Here is a 15,344-nt window from a genome sequence, read left to right as displayed (position 1 = left end):
TAACAACTTTCGTCGTCAGCAACTCTTATATAATATCATGTCCGGTTCAGAAATGCAAGCTTTTTTTCGAAGTTTTTCAACTTCATTTATGAAACTTGTTATTCAGTGTGTTGCTTACTGGCTAACTTCTTGGCCGGAATTAGAATATACCATGCTGATATTAATTATGCAAGTCCTTTTTTAAAAAAAGTTGATAACCATTTTTTTGATGCTAATTATGTAGTATACAAGTCATCATCACAATCTATTTCTTCTATATATAAGTACAAAGTCTTGCTTCTCATCGAGGTGCCGTACAGCTAACTTCTCACCTATTTTCAGATCCTCTGTATAGACGACTGATCCATACTCATCCTGAAAAACAGTGTTCTCATTATAAGTGATTTTTTTCGAATACATCATATCATTAGCTTCCGTTTTACCTCGGTTCACCCAATTTGTAATATCTAAGCTAGCAACACGTGTTTTTGTATCAATGTGCTGCAAATAGCCTGTCATTGTTTCTTCGGTAATTTCTATTGCTTCTGTTCGGATATCTTGGACAATATTATTTACGGCACCCTTTTCAACAGTCGTGCATCCCGATAACAAAAATACCGTCAGTGAGACTCCTAAAATATATCTCCTTATAATATTAATTCCCCCTCTATTATTAGTAACGAAAATAGAAGGAATATTGTTACGCCAAACCGCCCGTAAGTTAAATGAATGATCTATCAGATTATTATTTTCTCAAGCGGCTGTGGGTATCAAAAAAATTGAGCCTACCTATATAAAGACAGGCCCATAGATTAGATATCCATTATATCCACTTTGGATAGCGGATTTTTTCTATTATCTACTCGTAATCTCATCTCATATTGTACCTGTGATCCACAAATACCTATTTCAAAACCTGGTTTGGAATATCTTCTTTTTTTATTAAAATCCATTCTTTCGTATACGCTCCCTTGGAAAGCACTCTAACATAGGATTCCTGTTCCAGTTCTTTACTTGAAGAGAAAGTAATCTTCTTCTTCTCGCCCTGCGCTGTGGTACCTGTCAGATTGTATCTGTAGCGTATACGTTCTTCTTTACCTTCGACTTTACCTGGCTTCGTAATTGCTGCATATACATACTGTTCTTTATACAGTGGATTGAACTGATCAAAATCCCGTTTGTATGCTATATATAGACCTGAGCAAATCACTGCAAAGATAAGGACAAAAACAACTATTTTTTTCATGAAATATACCTCCGTTCATCGTTTTTATGACATAACGTTTCTAATAATTTTTCGGTAGTAACCTAGCGTGAAGAGAGCGAATAGAAAATAGATGGCTGTATAGGCACCTATTGAAATAACAGTTGGAATGGTAATGTTTGAAATAATAATGAATGAGGCAGCTTTCATCGCAAAGATCGAATGCAGTACACCAATAAACAGTGGGAGAAGAAACACTACCATCTGCTTTCGCGCAATGCCCTTCATGATCATCCTCTCGTCAAATCCAAGCTGCCGAAGCGTCTTGAAGCTCTGTTTTTCCTGCTCTGCCTCCGTCATTTGTTTAAAATAGAGAATACTGCCGGTAGAAGCAAGAAATGCAAGTCCCAGAAAGGCAGCTATAAAAATAAACAGTCCGGAAATCTCAAGTGCTTGTTTATATTGTGAATAGAAATCGGACGTAGAATATTCATCAAGATTATATTTCTGATACAGGGAGGAAGCTAAAGCAAGTTCTTCTATGTCTGGAACACGGTACGTGTCTAGCTGTACTCTTTCATAACCGGCCGTACCGGACAGGCGTTCCTCAATTTCTCTTAAGGTATTTTCAGACACTAAAAGCTGATTACCAGATATATTAGAATTCACAAGATTCTCCACAATCACTTTTTTTAACGGATAGCTTTCTGTCTGTCCATTTGACTCCAATTCGATTTTTGTTGGGTAACGCTTTGACAAATCAATGTCGTCAAATGCGTTATAAGCAAATGCACTGTATTCTACAGCCTCTCCGTATGAAGGTACGGATATCTTTTCCCCTGCTCTTTGAAGCTGTTCAGCTGGAAGCCATAACAAGTTTCTCTCTATGCGACTGGATTCATCAAGTGGATTAAGAATAACCCCAGTGGTTCGGAACGCCTCCATGGGAAAATAGAGGAAGTTAATCCCTTCCCGTTCAAGTTCCGTTGTGAACGACTCTGCATCCAGCTGCCTGTTCTCAAATGAAAAGTCATAAGGCATCACCATCCGGGTTTCTTGCTCCGCAGAATAGTAAGCAGAATAAGCCATCGTTACCAGGGTGATTGTTAATGCCGACAATATTGTAATCAAGGTAAGCGAGTTGGCATTCCCTTTCATTCGATGCATCAGCGGAGCAAGTGACAGGCTATTATTCAAGCCAAGATTCCCGTTTTTCCGTTTGCGAAGCCAAAAGAAGCACCATCGGATCGTCACCCGAAACAATATATATGTCCCTGTTATCGTAGATACAAGTACCAAGAGCGCATTTAAAGTTAACTGTTCATCGACCATTCGACCCGACAATTCATAGCCATAACCAATAAGCACAATACCCAGCACGGCATAAATAGCTGTAAGAATAGATGCTAATTTAGACGGTGGCTGACTGGATAAATCAGGCTGCTGCTCAGCTTGAAATAAATGTAACAGTGTACTGCGATATATCATGATCATCATCTGAATGGAAGTAATAACAACGACGAGAACAAAGACGATTGCCGTATCAAAAGTTGCGGGTAAGGAAAAGTCAATGGCAGGCAATCCATCCAAACGAAGCAATTTCATTAAGATCAGGACAAACAAACGCGATACTAATGCTCCGCAGATAATCCCTGCGATTAGTGCACCCAAACCGAGTAGTACATTTTCAATGATTAAGTAACGAGCAACCCAGCCTTTGGATAGACCGATCAGCTGATACAATCCAAGTTCACGGCTGCGCCGGCGTAGGAAAATTTGGTTAGAAGAGATGGTGAAGATGATAATAATTACAACAAGCAGGGCAGCTGCAGACTGAAAAGCTACCATAAATCGATCACTAGATTGCAGCATGGACTGAACCTGCTGATCATGCTGCAGGGAAGAGAAAACGAAGAACAGACTCATACTGAAAATTAATGCGAAGAAATATAAATAGTAATGCTTCACATTTTGCCGCATGCTGCGAAGTGCTAATTCAAATACTGTCAATATGATCGCCCCCTAAAACAGCCTGGACATCAAGGATCTCTTTAAAGAATGACTGTCTAGATTTTTCTCCGCGATACAGTTCGGAATAGATCTTCCCATCCTTTAAGAACACGACACGGTTACAGTAACTGGATGCGACTGGATCATGCGTGACCATGATAATCGTGACCTTTCTTTCCCGGTTCACCTCCTCCATTACTGATAATAATGAGGAAGCAGATTTGGAATCTAAAGCACCCGTAGGCTCATCTGCAAAGATGATGGAAGGCTTATGAATTAGGGCACGGCCTGCTGCAGTGCGTTGTTTTTGTCCACCTGATATTTCAAACGGGTATTTTTGCGAAAGTTCCTCAATTCCTAACACATCTGCTATCGCTGTGAACTCGTTCTCTGCCTGCTGTCTGCTTATTTTGCTAAGTGATAATGGCAGGAGGATATTTTCTTTTACTGTCAGGGTGTCAAGAAGATTGTAATCTTGAAAGATGAACCCAAGCTTGTTACGACGGAACGCCGAAAGAGCGGTGTTATTCATCGTAGAGATATCTTCATTTTCGATTAAAATCGTGCCGTCCGTTGTCCGGTCTATCGTCGCAAGTACATTCAGTAGTGTTGTCTTTCCAGAACCAGATGGCCCCATAATTCCTACAAATTCTTTGCGAAGAACACGTAAATCGATTCCTCTTAATACTTGTTGGGCACCGCCCTTTGAACCATATGATTTCTGAACGTTACGAGCGTGTAAAACCGTTTCTTGTTCATTCCATGCATTCATGTTTAGTTGTACCTCCCAAATTCGATTGTAGCTTAAGTGTAAGCCTGAACTTCCGGCCTGTCGTACGTTCTAGGTGACGAGCCGAACAGGTAGATGACAAATTCGTCACGTTCATAAAAAAAGCAGTCAAGAAATGATCTTGGCTGCTTATAACGGAATATTGTTCTCTTGTCCTCTTCTAATCGTTTCGAATGCATTGGGATCTGAAAAAGTGATTCGCATCGTCGTACCTTGCGTCTGACCTGGCAGGACATAAAGTGCAACGCCTATTTTCTCTGCTACCGTTTGGGCAAGATAGAGTCCAAGTCCCGTAGCAGCATTGTGAATTCTTCCATTCACCCCTGTAAACCCTTTATCGAAAATACGAGGTAGATCATGTGATTGAATCCCTGGACCTTCGTCAATCAAATCTAGGATAACATTCTGTTTTTCCGTCACCATTGTCATGAATGTAATCGCCTTGTCGTCGGGACTGTATTTAATGGCATTCGTCAATAATTGCCGGATGATGAAGCGGCACCATTTACGGTCTGTAACGACTAGGGCATCTTCTCCTTCGATGCTGACCGCCAAATTTTTCTCCATACACCAAGGAGCCAGTTCCCGAATTTCTTCTGCAACAAGGCGTTGTATAGATACTCGTTCAAGCATGTAGTCCGATTCCAAGGCAGGAAGACGTGACATATACAACTGACGGTCTATGAGCAAATGAATTCGTAACCATTCTAATTCCATTCTACGTAGGTCTGGATCACTTTTTCGTGCGTCTAAAATCAGTTTCATAGCGGTAAGAGGCGTTTTCACCTCATGAATCCAGGAGGCAGTAAAATCATTTTCGATCAGCTGGTCTTCTTTTAATTGAGCTAGCTTACGTTTGAATTGGTAGGCAGCCTTTCGTAATACATCGTTCGTTATGCGATCCAGTTCATTATCGGGTTCGGGAAGGCTCTCAACCCAGTCCGAGTCCATCTCTTTTTGTAGATTCAATAACGTTGCCACATATTTTGTTTCTCTCCTGTAACGCCATAGAAAAAAAGCAACAAATAAAATAAGATAAAGCGCATTTAAATAAAGGATAGATGTAAATTTCACGCTTATTCCTTGCTCGATAAGGATAAGTAAATCAGTTAAACCCAGCAGCCCTACAAACAGCAAAATCCAGCTTTTTCTTGAACCAATGTAACGGATTAACATTACACTATCCCTCCTTATAAAGTGACGGCCATATAACCCATCCCTTTCTTTGTCACAATCGCGTCGGAAAGTCCAAGCGGTTCTAACTTTTGCCGCAAACGGGTGATATTCGCTGTAAGGGTATTATCGTTCACGAACTGCTCGTCTTCCCATAGCTTACGAATCAAGTCATCTCGTGAGATAACAACATTGTTTTCCTTCACCAACGCAATCAACAAGAAGAATTCGTTTTTTGTTAAGTCTGCTTCCGCGTCTGAGTTTCGGATAAGGCCCCGTTTTAAATCAATCAAGGCAGCGTTCCATTCGAGAATATCTGTCTGGCTGTCCCCATAAGCATACGTTCTGCGAAGGATAGCTTGGATTTTGGCATAGAGCACATCGGTATGAAATGGTTTCTGGACGAAATCGTCCGCCCCCATATTAAGCGCCATGACCATATCTAAGGGATGATCGCGTGAGGATAGGAAAATGATAGGCACCTCGGATACGGAGCGAATTTCTCTGCACCAATGAAAACCATCGAATTTAGGGAGCGTGATGTCCATGATAACAAGATGAGGTTGCTGATCAAGAAACGAATGCATGACCTCTTCAAAATCACTCGGTCTCGTCACACGAAACGCCCAAGATTCCAGCCCTGTTTTAAGCGCTTCAAATAACGCATTATCATCTTCAACTACGAATATAGTAAACTCCATCAAAATGAACCTCCTTCTATTTAAAAAATGAAAAAGCAGTCGATGATTGTATCGGCTGCCTCATTGTTTTATTCAACACGTTTAATGTCATGCTAAAGCGCTGGAAAAACTCAGAAAGATCCTACTGCTTGTTCACTACGTGGTATTACACGAATGGTGGGATCATTTACATCTACTCCTTGAACTTCCCACTGTGTGGATTCATTCAACTCGTAATGAAGTGTAATTGTTTTTTTCATATCTGAAACCCACAGCTTATCACCGATAATGGCAGTGATTTCCGCTTTCAATTCTTCCTTACCCTCTGTAAACTTCACTTCCCATTCGTCAAAAATTAGAGGGGTTAAAAGGATTTTTTCATCCTTCTCTGCTGCATCACCTAATAGAATGTTAGAGGCTGATATCTCAGCATCTCGTATTACCTGATCGGGTGTAGGTAACTTGGCGTTGGGTTCACTCCCACAGGCTACTAATCCAAGAAATAAAAAGAGCACTAGGCTAATAGTAGTACAGGCTTTTATTATGATGAACTCCCCTCTCTACTTTGCAGATTCCAAATGGCGTAACTTCAGGGATTTAGGTGGTCTCGAGATCTGGGCGACTTTTGGCTTTGGCTGGACCTTCTACTACGGAGCTATACATTGTCCAGACAAAACAAGTAGAGCACAGAGCTCGTGAACACCGTCCCCCCTGCAACTTACGCTAATCACAGAGCTCATGAACATCGCCGTTCCTCCTCCACTTACGCTGAGACAGATCTCATGAACACCGTACTTCCTTCCGCGCACCAGTAATCATCTATCATTAGACACGTTGCTTCACTACAATAAGCAACGTCGTCCCCTGCCCCACCCCGTATCAGGGGGAGCTGTATTTCCTCTCTACTTTGCAGATTCCAAATGGCGTAACTTCAGGGATTTAGGTGGTCTCGAGATCTGGGCGACTTTTGGCTTTGGCTGGACCTCCTACTTCGAAGCAATACTTCGTCCAGACAAAACAAGCAGAGCACAGAGCTCGAGAACACCGTTTTCCCTTCCACTTACGCTAACCTCACAGCTCGTGAACACCGTTTCCCCTTCCACCTTCGCTGAGCACAAAACTCGTAAACCTGTTTCCCCTCCCACCTTCGCTGAGCACAGAACACTGAACCTGTTTCTCCTCACGAATCACTATTCCCTACACCACGTTCTTTTTCAGCTGCCCATGATACAACTCACTATAAAATCCGTTCGCCTCCAGCAATTCCTCATGCGACCCTTGCTCAATCAGCTTCCCATGTTGCATCACAAGGATCTTGTCTGCTTGGCGAATCGTATTCAGCCTATGAGCAATAACAAAGCTCGTTCGGCCCTGCATCAGGCGCTGCAATCCTTCCTGAATCTTAATCTCCGTTACCGTATCAATACTGCTGGTCGCTTCATCGAGAACAAGCATAGCAGGATTCGCGAGCATTGCCCGGGCAATAGCGAGCAGCTGCTTTTGTCCCTGACTGATTCCGCTCCCATCGGCATGCAGTACTTGGTCGTAGCCCTTCTTCAGTCTAGTGATAAAAGAGTGAGCATTAGCCATCTTTGCCGCTTGCTCTACTTCTTCATCGCTAGCATCCAGGCGACCGTAGCGGATATTTTCACGAATCGTTCCCTCAAAAAGGAATGAATCTTGCAGTACAAATGCCATATGAGACCGCAAACTCTTCCGCTGAATGGTCGTTACATCCTGACCATCTACCGTAATCGTCCCTTGATCTGGACTATAAAACCTCGAGATTAACTGAATCAGCGTGGTTTTACCTGCCCCCGTAGGCCCAACAAGCGCAATCATTTCCCCTGGTTTGGCTTCAAAAGAAATATCTTGCAGGGTGGCTCCCTTTTCTTCATAGCCAAAAGAGACATGTTCAAACTTCACTGCACCTTCTACATGATCGAGTTTCTTAGCTCCAGCTTCATCTATTACCTCAGGGTCTTCGTCCATAATTTCAAAGACTCGCTCCGCCCCTGCAATCGCAGATAAGATCGTATTCCACTGGTTCGCCAGATCGTTCAGCGGTCTTGTAAACTGCCGCGCATACTCAGCGAAAATAATAATGACGCCGACACTAATCGAACCTGAGATCGCCATAATCCCGCCAATCCCTGCAATAATGGCAAAACTAAGATTGTTCAGCCCATTCATCAGCTTGGGGATGAATCCCGATATCGTCTGTGCCCAAAAACCAGATAGACGAATTCGATCATTTCGCTCTTTAAATGCAGTAAGAACTCGTTCCTCCTGAGAAAAAGCTTTAATAATTCGCTGTCCGGACAAGGTTTCTTCAATATATCCGTTCAGTTCCCCCAAATTACGCTGACGCTCCTTAAACAAAGGACCCGTTCGTTTTGTAATCCAGCGCATACCAAGGGCCATCAAAGGAACGACGGTAAAAGTAAGCAGCGTCAGCAGCGGACTTAGAGTTAGCATAACAATGACAACTCCTACGAGCGTCAAAATGCTGGAAGTAATCTGAATAATGGAACCATTCAAGGTTGCACTGACATTTTCAATATCGTTCGTAAGTCTGCTCATAATCTCGCCTTGCTGACGCTTACCGAAGAAAGGAATAGGCAATCTATGAAGATGTGCAAATAAATCATGACGCATCCGATATACCGTTTCCTGAGCAACTTCAATCATCCAAATGTTCTGCAAGAAAGCAAAGAGTGGATGAAGAAGATAGACACCGCCGAGCGCAACTAAAAAATACACCCATGTACTCTCTCCCTCTCCTTCGAGATACGTATCTACTGCCGTACCAATGAGGTAAGGTCCAAGTAAAGCTAAGGCAGAAGTAAGAACAACCATAACGAGTACCAAAATCAGCTTAAGCCTTCTTTTTGCGAGATAATCCCATATTCGGCGCAGTGTCCAAGACCAATTTTTCGCTTTGACAGCTTTTTTACGGGTTCCCTGTCCAAGTTGATCCGTATCCTTCAGTGCCTCGGAACGTTCCTGACGAAACGGTTCGGCTAGTTGTTTAAGCATGCTGCGCCTCCTGTCCGTATTGGGATTCATAAATGCGGCGATATAAAGATGATTCTATAAGCAGCTGCTCATGTGTACCACTCGCGATCAGTCTTCCTTCGTCGAGCAGTAAAATGAGATCTGCAGATAAAGTAGATGATATTTTTTGTGTAATAATAAATGTCGTACAGGATAATTCATTAAGCTCATGTAAAAGGGCAGCTTCCGTCTTCACATCAAGCGCACTTGTACTGTCATCGAGAATCAAAATTTGCGGATGACGAACGAGTGCTCTGGCAATAGATAGACGCTGTTTTTGTCCACCTGACAGGTTGACTCCCCGCTGGCCAAGCATGGTATCGTAGCCATTTGGCAAGGAGAGGATCGTATCATGGATTTGCGCTTTGCGAGCGGCCTCTTCCATTTCCTCAAGACTTGCACTCTGATTCCCCCAAGCGATATTGTCACGCACTGAACCGGTAAATAGGACCGCTTCCTGCGGTACGTAACCAATCGCGTCTCGCAGTTGTTCCACCGGCATCTCTTGAATATCGTGACCTTGAATCGTAATAGTCCCCTCATTTGGCTCATATAACCTGAGAAGCAGCTGAACCAGCGAAGTTTTTCCCGATCCCGTTGCACCCATAATAGCGATCCGTTCACCAGGCTTCGCCTGAAATGTAATATCACTTAGGACATTCATCTCCCCTTCTGGATAATGAAAATGAACGCCTCTATACTCAATGGTTCCTTGTAATGTTGCCTTACTAGGAGAAATTGAACTCTCCTTGGTATCGTACACATCCGAATCCATTAGCAGCACTTCCTGAATCCGGTTTACGGAAGCATTTGCCCGGGAGAAGGTTGCTACGATCCATGACAGCATCGATAATGCCCCCATTGTACGAACGGCATAGTTGATCACGGCAACGACTTCCCCAAGAGAAGCACTGCCCGTTGCTACAATTTCTTTGCGTCCAAACCATAAGATAAACAGAACACTTGCGTTCATGAGAAGCATAATAAAAGGCATGGTTGTCTCTGCGAGACGCTGAGCTGACATCGTTGAAGTCATTAACTTATGTATCGAACGACCAAATCGTTCTACCTCGTGACCCATACGCACAAATACACGAATAAGCCGTATACCAATGAGGTTTTCCTGCGCTACTCCGTTCACTTCATCTAATCGATTCTGTACGTTCCTAAAGAGAACAGATACCTTTTTCATAATGAAGAAAATAAAAACGAGCAAGACGGGTACCGTGACAGCTAAAAACAATCCCAATCTCACATTGACGATCAGTGCCATAATGACACTGCCGATGACAACTAGCGGTAACCTTGTTGCGAAGCGCAAGCTCATAAATACCGTGTCCTGAATTTGCGTAATGTCTCCAGTGAGCCGAATAATAAGCGAAGACGTAGCAAAGCGGTTAAAAACCGCGTAAGAAAATGCCTGTACTTTTTCATACAAAGCTTCCCTAAGATCTGATCCAAAACCCTGACTGGCATGCGCTGCATAAAAAGAACTCGATATCCCTGCTACAAAGGCGATTACCGCACTACCTAGCAAGAATCCGCCCCATTTCCATACAACGGTCAGGTTTTCCTGCTGAATTCCATCATCAATAATCTTCTGAATGAGGTAAGGTTGAATCAGTTCTACCGTGAGCTCGAGCAGCAACATAAAAAGTGCAGCGATTGCGGCCACCCGGTATTTCCGTAAATAAGTAAACACTAGGGCCATATTCATTCCTCCGACGTTTAAAGCGTATAATCATAATCTAAATGTCTCTACTCCACTTTTACCCCAAATAATACACTCATATCCATATTATAGCGCATACATCCACCCCATTCTTCACTTCAGAAAAATTCACCTAGAAAAAGTTGGAAAATCAAAAATTAAGATACTTTCAGTTCACTCTGGTCTTACCAAAATAAAAAACCGTAGGCAAAACTAGATTAAGCTAGTTTACCTACGGTCTAAACTGCCGGGATTTTCTAAGCAGCCTTTAAGCTATAATAAAGGTTCTTCCGTTCCATTATAAGCGAGAATCAAAATCCCCCATTTTATATATCACGCCTGACTTGCTCTTTGTTTCTCCAAACTACGAAGCTCAATCCGGCGAATCTTGCCTGAACTTGTTTTGGGTAGATCACTAATAAATTCAATTTTGCGCGGATATTTATAAGGTGCTGTTATCTCTTTTACATAATGCTGAATTTCTTTGATGAGAGAATTGGAACTTGTGATGCCCTCTTGCAGCACGATGAACGCCTTCACGATATGCCCTCTTGTCTCGTCCGGACTTGCTACGACAGCACATTCTTTCACTGCCGGATGCTTCATGAGTGCTTCTTCCACTTCAAACGGTCCAATCGTATAACCCGAACTGATGATAATATCATCCCCGCGGCCTTCAAACCAGAAGTACCCTTCCTCATCGATGCTTGCGCGGTCTCCCGTTAGGAAATACTCCCCTTTTATATTCGCCTGTTTCCGATTCTCATCTAAATAATAGGCACTGAAAAGGGCTGGCATTTCCGTATGAACAGCAATGTTCCCTACCTCTCCAGGCGGAACCAGCTGTCCTTCATCATCGACTACCTGAACAAGTCCTGGTGACATGGACATGCCCATCGATCCTTTACGGAAAGGCAGATCTTTTAGGTTACCGATAAGTAATGTACTTTCGGTCTGTCCATAACCATCACGAATCGTAATATTAAAATGGCGCTGGAAGCTGCTAATCACTTCGAGGTTCAACGGCTCACCTGCAGATACTGCACTGCGCAAGCTGGATAAGTCATAATGACCTAATCCATCAAGTTTTGCCATCAACCGATATTCCGTAGGGGTGCAGCAAAGCACATTTATTTTGTAATCTTGCATGAACCGTAAATATCGTTTCGGCTCAAACGAACCACTGTACACAAATCCCGTTGCTCCGTTTCCAAGTACAGAAAGGAAGGGGGTCCAGATCCATTTTTGCCATCCAGGGGCTGCCGTAGCCCACACCATATCTTGCGACTTTATATCAAGCCAAGACGAAGTAATACGCAGATGAGCGTAACCCCAACCGTGATTATGAACAACGCCCTTGGGATTTCCCGTTGTACCTGATGTATACGTCAAAATAGCTGGATCATCCCGGTGTGTATTTACTGCTTCGCGCACCTCTGGTTGTCCTTCCATCAGTTCATTCAGCATACGGTATCCGGCTTTTTCTTCTCCTGGTTTAGCAGATACCGCAATTCGGTATACCAAGGAAGGAATCGTTTCTTCCATCTTATCAACTTCGTCCGTCACACTGGACCATACAATGACAGCGCGAGCCTTCGAATGTACAAGCCGGTAAGAAAGGTCTTTGGCTCTGAGCATCTCAGAAGAAGGAATAATAACAAGACCGAGTTTCAAACAAGCGATATATATTGCGTACGCAATTACGTTTCTTGGTACCATAACAAGTACCTTGTCACCTTTTGTTAGACCAAGATCTGCAAGGCCGCCTGCAATTTGGTTTGCTTTTTTCAGCAAATTCCCATAAGTTACTTCCTCTTCATGTTCATGCTCATCCAAGCACTTGAGTGCAACGTTTTCAGCCGGATGATGTTCCATTTCTGATGTCATATTATATTGTTCCGGTGCAATCCAGTGCTCGTAATTCACGCTCATCGTCTCCTTAATGTCATGTAGGTATTAGGACCATTATATCACTATTTAGTACCTGGTGCTAATAATTAGATTTCTAGATCGAGCTTTATGGGGACTCTAATTCCTCGTCTCTAACAGCTGGATTCTTAAATCGAATCAACAAACCTGGGAGCACACTTACGCAAATGATAGCTGCTGAAGTCAGGTAAACCGTAAGTAAAGAAGTCGCATTCATGAGAAGACCTGTAATCGAAGATCCAATCAGAATGGCTCCCATAAATAGCGGCATAATGGTTCCATTGACTCGGCCAATCATGTTCTCTTCAACCTGTGCAACCATAAACGTCGAGATGACCACATTAATAAAAGCTAAACTGATAGCACCAAAAAAGCTGATCGTAAGAGTCAAAGCAAACGCAGTAGATAAAGCTTCACCTATGGTAGTAAGTGCCATCACACATATTCCTGCAACAAGAAGAAACGTTTGATTTATTTTCTGACCTATAAAGGCGGCCATTCCGCTTCCTATAAGCAGTCCGAGACCTGATACTCCCGAAAGATAGGAAACATAAGTCGCATCCAGTTCTAATCTATCGGTAATGATAAAAATCTGTAAGGGACTGACTAATCCTTCTGCGAGACCTACAATGGCGAAAACTACGGCAAGCCATTTTAGAGAAGGCGTTCTTAATATGAAGCGCCACCCTTCCATTAGATCTTCGTATAAAGATTTCTGTTTTTCTCTTTCCACAGTAGTTGAAGGCAAAAAAGTAAGCAATACAGCGGACGAGATAAATAAGAAGAGTAAGGTATATAGGGAGGCTTGCAGTCCAAGAGTGGTATAGATGAATGTCCCAAGCAGAGGACCCACAATAATAAACAGTGAATGAAGGCTTTGTGTAAGTGCAATCGCGGTCTGAACGTGCTCTTCAGGAACGTTCCGTTTAAAGATTTTAGCGGAGGATGGCTGGGAGAACTGGCTCACGATGGCGGATACAAAAGTTGCTGCATACAGCACCTGCCAGTACCCGGCCCAGAACAAGGCGAGAATCAGAACAATGGAAAGTGTGCTTAAGACATCACCCCATATCATCGTTTTTTTAGGATTCCAGCGATCTGCAAATCCCCCGCCAATGAAGGAAAAAACGAAAATGGGGACATATTCCAAAACCGTAATGAGTGAAACAGCGAAGGGGTCTCCCCCTGTCTGTTCTACAATAAAATACAAGATCGCCATATTCCGTATCCAAATTGCGAGATTTTGCAATAAATCAGAACCCGTTACGATTAAAAATGACTTGTTGCGCAGTAGTTGATTCATTTTCTCTCTCCTTCGCCCACTTTTTAAACCGACTGTTCGGTCCATTAATATAGAAAAGAAAAACTGATCTTTCCCATCAGTTCTCTTCTGTCATCTTTTCGGCAGGTGCTTCTATTCCGGCTAGCAATATTTCTATTCCTTTTTTGTAAATACGCCGTATCTCTTCTAAATCTTTCTCGTAATAAAGCATACTCATTCCGTTTATTAGTCCATTAAGTACATACATCACATCAGTCGGACTTTCTTTCTTTAGCTCCCCGCGCTCCATGCCTCTTGTAATCAACTGTTCATACGTCTTATAAGGAAGCCGTGTCACCTCTAACATATCATTTAGCATATCTTCCGTGACGACTTGGCTGGACATGAACTCATTAACGGCATGAGAGAGTGGATTGTTCATATCATCAACATAGTGATCCGCTAGGGCAAAGAGCTTTTCCTGGGTTGTCTCATGTGCTGCTTCCTTGGCCATCCAGGCTTCCATCCACTCCTCATTATTCAGCTTGATGAGATACATAAACATCTCTTCTTTGCTCTTAAAATGATAGTAGATGCTGCCCTTACTTCGGCCCGTAACCCGACAAACCTCTTCCATTGACGTAGCATTGTACCCCTTTTGTGAAAACAGATCCTTGATCTGGTGAGCGATATCTTTTTTAATCTGAGTTGCATCTTTTCTGCGCTTGATCTCGATGAGAACCGTCTCCTTTCCCTAAACCGACTGTTCGGTATAATTGTAATATATGGAATAACTGGACGTAAATATAAAATCCCTTATCTTCGCTAAGATCGTATCTTCTCAGCAATTATAAGGGGTTTTTCTATTCCTAACTATTTTTTAACCATACAATAAATGGGTGCATTTCAATCCACTCTTACGAGAGCATCCCTTTATACATTCCAGGAACAGAACCTTCAATCACGGTAGCACCCGTTGTTTTTGCATAAAATTGGGTCGGCCCTGCTCCTCCAATAATCGCATATCCGTAGCCTTCCTGCTTCATATAATCCAGCGCATACAGCAGCAGCATTTTTCCAATTCCGCGTCCACGCTCTTTCTCATCCACTCCGGTAGGACCAAAAAAACCTTTAACTGTAGCGTCATAACAAGCAAATCCAAGCATCTTACCGTTCTCTACTGCGACAAGACAGGTAATAGGCGACCTCGAAAAAGCTACTTCGGCTTCACTTACCCATCCCTTTCCGAAATGCTTTCCCACCCAGTCAGCAACAACGTGCTTCTCTGGTGCGATCGCACGGCGGATCGTAACCCCTGTACGCTGTCCATAACTTCTCAATGATTCTACTTCAGGCAAGTCATATAGTTTCACAAGCATATCGGGCATAAGGAGTACCTCCGCTGATTTTTTGCATCGATGTTGAACAAGAATAATTTAGTGTATCAAACTGTTCAACATAGATCAGGTGTATTTTGGAACATATTTCTATAATTATACTCGGATGATGGTCTTATTGGCATGTTCTAATGCGCTGTCTATTTGCAAAAA

The 15,344-nt window shown here is 42.8% G+C and carries 14 protein-coding genes; 1 reads left to right on the top strand and 13 read right to left on the bottom strand.

Annotated features, from left to right (window positions below):
- The coding region (locus H9647_RS25850) for a hypothetical protein (protein WP_225229420.1) at window positions 1-184 on the top strand (184 nt) is incomplete at its 5' end.
- 53 nt (window positions 185-237) lie between these two features.
- On the opposite strand, the gene H9647_RS19450 is transcribed toward H9647_RS25850, so the two are convergent.
- From H9647_RS19450 to H9647_RS19390, 13 genes are all read right to left on the bottom strand, one after another.
- Complete coding sequence (locus tag H9647_RS19450; protein ID WP_191803070.1) at window positions 238-591, bottom strand: hypothetical protein; 354 nt, start codon at window positions 589-591, stop codon at window positions 238-240.
- Between the two features lie 292 nt (window positions 592-883).
- The gene (locus tag H9647_RS19445; protein WP_191803069.1) at window positions 884-1,225 is read right to left on the bottom strand and encodes a YxeA family protein; all 342 of its coding nucleotides are present in this window, start codon (window positions 1,223-1,225) and stop codon (window positions 884-886) included.
- Between the two features lie 24 nt (window positions 1,226-1,249).
- The gene (locus tag H9647_RS19440; protein ID WP_191803067.1) at window positions 1,250-3,193 is read right to left on the bottom strand and encodes an ABC transporter permease; all 1,944 of its coding nucleotides are present in this window, start codon (window positions 3,191-3,193) and stop codon (window positions 1,250-1,252) included.
- On the bottom strand, window positions 3,180-3,965 hold the full coding sequence (locus H9647_RS19435) for an ABC transporter ATP-binding protein (protein ID WP_191803065.1): 786 nt from the start codon (window positions 3,963-3,965) through the stop codon (window positions 3,180-3,182). The genes H9647_RS19440 and H9647_RS19435 overlap by 14 nt, the downstream gene beginning before the upstream one ends.
- Before the next feature lie 147 nt (window positions 3,966-4,112).
- On the bottom strand, window positions 4,113-5,159 hold the full coding sequence (locus H9647_RS19430; RefSeq protein WP_191803063.1) for a sensor histidine kinase: 1,047 nt from the start codon (window positions 5,157-5,159) through the stop codon (window positions 4,113-4,115).
- A gap of 14 nt (window positions 5,160-5,173) precedes the next feature.
- Window positions 5,174-5,857 (bottom strand): response regulator transcription factor, encoded by a 684-nt coding sequence (locus H9647_RS19425; RefSeq protein WP_191803061.1) that lies wholly within the window; start codon window positions 5,855-5,857, stop codon window positions 5,174-5,176.
- 110 nt (window positions 5,858-5,967) lie between these two features.
- A complete protein-coding gene (locus H9647_RS19420; RefSeq protein WP_191803059.1) occupies window positions 5,968-6,351 on the bottom strand; it encodes a hypothetical protein in 384 nt (127 codons plus the stop codon).
- 682 nt (window positions 6,352-7,033) lie between these two features.
- Complete coding sequence (locus H9647_RS19415; protein WP_191803057.1) at window positions 7,034-8,875, bottom strand: ABC transporter ATP-binding protein; 1,842 nt, start codon at window positions 8,873-8,875, stop codon at window positions 7,034-7,036.
- Window positions 8,868-10,604: an ABC transporter ATP-binding protein gene (locus H9647_RS19410; RefSeq protein ID WP_191803055.1), complete on the bottom strand. Its 1,737-nt coding sequence runs from the start codon at window positions 10,602-10,604 to the stop codon at window positions 8,868-8,870. The genes H9647_RS19415 and H9647_RS19410 overlap by 8 nt, the downstream gene beginning before the upstream one ends.
- A gap of 333 nt (window positions 10,605-10,937) precedes the next feature.
- Window positions 10,938-12,536 (bottom strand): acyl-CoA synthetase, encoded by a 1,599-nt coding sequence (locus H9647_RS19405; RefSeq protein ID WP_191803053.1) that lies wholly within the window; start codon window positions 12,534-12,536, stop codon window positions 10,938-10,940.
- 85 nt (window positions 12,537-12,621) lie between these two features.
- The gene (locus H9647_RS19400; protein ID WP_404822642.1) at window positions 12,622-13,836 is read right to left on the bottom strand and encodes an MFS transporter; all 1,215 of its coding nucleotides are present in this window, start codon (window positions 13,834-13,836) and stop codon (window positions 12,622-12,624) included.
- A 76-nt stretch (window positions 13,837-13,912) separates the two neighbouring features.
- Window positions 13,913-14,464, bottom strand: a complete 552-nt coding sequence (locus H9647_RS19395; protein WP_225229429.1) for a TetR/AcrR family transcriptional regulator — start codon at window positions 14,462-14,464, stop codon at window positions 13,913-13,915.
- 247 nt (window positions 14,465-14,711) lie between these two features.
- On the bottom strand, window positions 14,712-15,182 hold the full coding sequence (locus H9647_RS19390) for a GNAT family N-acetyltransferase (RefSeq protein ID WP_191803049.1): 471 nt from the start codon (window positions 15,180-15,182) through the stop codon (window positions 14,712-14,714).
- Window positions 15,183-15,344 lie beyond the last annotated feature (162 nt).

This window comes from Paenibacillus gallinarum (assembly GCF_014836635.1).
GTDB lineage: Bacteria > Bacillota > Bacilli > Paenibacillales > Paenibacillaceae > Paenibacillus > Paenibacillus gallinarum.
The sequence above is the reverse complement of the archived record's forward strand: the minus strand, read 5'-3'. Positions and strand labels throughout refer to the sequence as shown.

Excerpts from the sequence above, each read along its gene's own strand:
- H9647_RS19445 (WP_191803069.1), bottom strand. The coding sequence starts at position 1,225 with ATGAAAAAAATAGTTGTTTTTGTCCTTATCTTTGCAGTGATTTGCTCA.
- H9647_RS19435 (WP_191803065.1), bottom strand. The coding sequence starts at position 3,965 with ATGAATGCATGGAATGAACAAGAAACGGTTTTACACGCTCGTAACGTT.
- H9647_RS19430 (WP_191803063.1), bottom strand. The coding sequence starts at position 5,159 with ATGTTAATCCGTTACATTGGTTCAAGAAAAAGCTGGATTTTGCTGTTT.
- H9647_RS19425 (WP_191803061.1), bottom strand. The coding sequence starts at position 5,857 with ATGGAGTTTACTATATTCGTAGTTGAAGATGATAATGCGTTATTTGAA.
- H9647_RS19415 (WP_191803057.1), bottom strand. The coding sequence starts at position 8,875 with ATGCTTAAACAACTAGCCGAACCGTTTCGTCAGGAACGTTCCGAGGCA.
- H9647_RS19410 (WP_191803055.1), bottom strand. The coding sequence starts at position 10,604 with ATGGCCCTAGTGTTTACTTATTTACGGAAATACCGGGTGGCCGCAATC.
- H9647_RS19405 (WP_191803053.1), bottom strand. The coding sequence starts at position 12,536 with ATGAGCGTGAATTACGAGCACTGGATTGCACCGGAACAATATAATATG.
- H9647_RS19400 (WP_404822642.1), bottom strand. The coding sequence starts at position 13,836 with ATGAATCAACTACTGCGCAACAAGTCATTTTTAATCGTAACGGGTTCT.
- H9647_RS19390 (WP_191803049.1), bottom strand. The coding sequence starts at position 15,182 with ATGCCCGATATGCTTGTGAAACTATATGACTTGCCTGAAGTAGAATCA.